Source organism: Streptomyces atriruber (genome assembly GCF_001418325.1).
Lineage (GTDB): Bacteria > Actinomycetota > Actinomycetes > Streptomycetales > Streptomycetaceae > Streptomyces > Streptomyces atriruber.
This window is the reverse complement of record NZ_LIPN01000498.1, coordinates 1-1,263: the sequence shown is the minus strand read 5'-3', so window position 1 is coordinate 1,263 and position 1,263 is coordinate 1. Positions and strand designations below refer to the sequence as shown.

The 1,263-nt window shown below is 72.9% G+C and carries 1 protein-coding gene; it reads right to left on the bottom strand.

Annotation, left to right across the window (positions count from 1 at the left end; genetic code table 11):
• Window positions 1-48 precede the first annotated feature (48 nt).
• Window positions 49-1,263: DHA2 family efflux MFS transporter permease subunit (locus AOK03_RS36990; protein ID WP_055569759.1), on the bottom strand; the 1,215-nt coding region annotated here is incomplete at its 5' end.

The window sequence follows — 1,263 nt, the reverse complement described above, 5'->3', positions numbered from 1 at the left end:
TCTGTCATCTGTCATGTCATGTGTCGGTCGATCGGCGTCCGGCGCTCGTCAGGCGTCCGTCGTCAGGCGCTCCGCCGTCCTCCTCGCCGTCTCCCGCGCCCACCGCCCGCTCGTCACCACCCCCAGCACCAGCACCGCGAGTCCGCAGCCCGCGATGATCCACCAGGCGGGGCGGCTCGCCGGTGTGAAGTCCTTCGCGTACGAGGAGGCGGCGACGCCCGACGCCAGGACCGCGCCGATCACCGCGACGCCGAGGGTCGTGCCGATCTGGCGGCTCGTGGAGGCGACCGCCGCGGCGACGCCCGCCTGGGCGCGCGGCATCCCGGAGACCGCGGTGTTGGTGATCGGCGCGTTCACGAAGCCGAAGCCCAGGCCGAAGAGGACGTAGCCGATCAGGCGCGTACCGTCCGAGGCCGCCGCGTCGAACGCGGCGAACAGGACGCCCGAGGCCGTCATCGTCACCCCCGCGATCAGCAGCGGGATCCGCGGGCCCGGGCCGCCCACCAGGCGGCCCGACAGCGGGCCGCAGACCAGGGCCATCGCCGCGATCGGCAGCATCCACAGCCCGGCGTGCAGCGCGTCGAGGCCCAGCACGTCCTGGAGGTAGAGCGTCGACAGGAAGAGGAAGCCGCTGAGCGCGGCGAAGGCGCAGACCGCGATCACCGTCGCCCCGCTGAACGGCGCCGACCGGAAGAAGCGCAGGTCGATGAGGGGCTCGGCGCGGCGTGGCTCGTAGCGGAGCAGTCCGACGAGGCCGAGCGCCGCCGCGCCCGCGAACCCGAGGATCAGCGGCGACGTCCAGCCGGCTCGGGGCGCCTCGATGATCGCGTACGTCAGCGCGCCGAGCAGCACGATCACGAGGAGCTGGCCCACCGGGTCGGCGCGGCGCGGCTTCGGGGCGCGGGACTCGGGGACGTACCGCAGGGTCAGGAAGAGTGCGGCGAGGCCCACCGGCAGGTTGACCAGGAAGATCGAGCGCCAGCCCACCGAGTCCACGAGCACCCCGCCGACCAGTGGGCCCGCCGCAAGCGAGATGCCCGCGACGCCGCCCCAGACGCCGATGGCGCGGGCCCGTTCACGCGGGTCGGTGAAGGTGTTGGTGATGATCGACATCGCGACGGGGTTGAGCATGGAGCCGCCGACGGCCTGCACCATGCGGAAGACGACCAGGAGTTCGAGGCTGGGGGCGAGCGAACAGAGCACCGAGCCGAGGGTGAAGATCACCAGGCCTGCCACGAAGATCCTGCGGCGGCCGATCCGGTC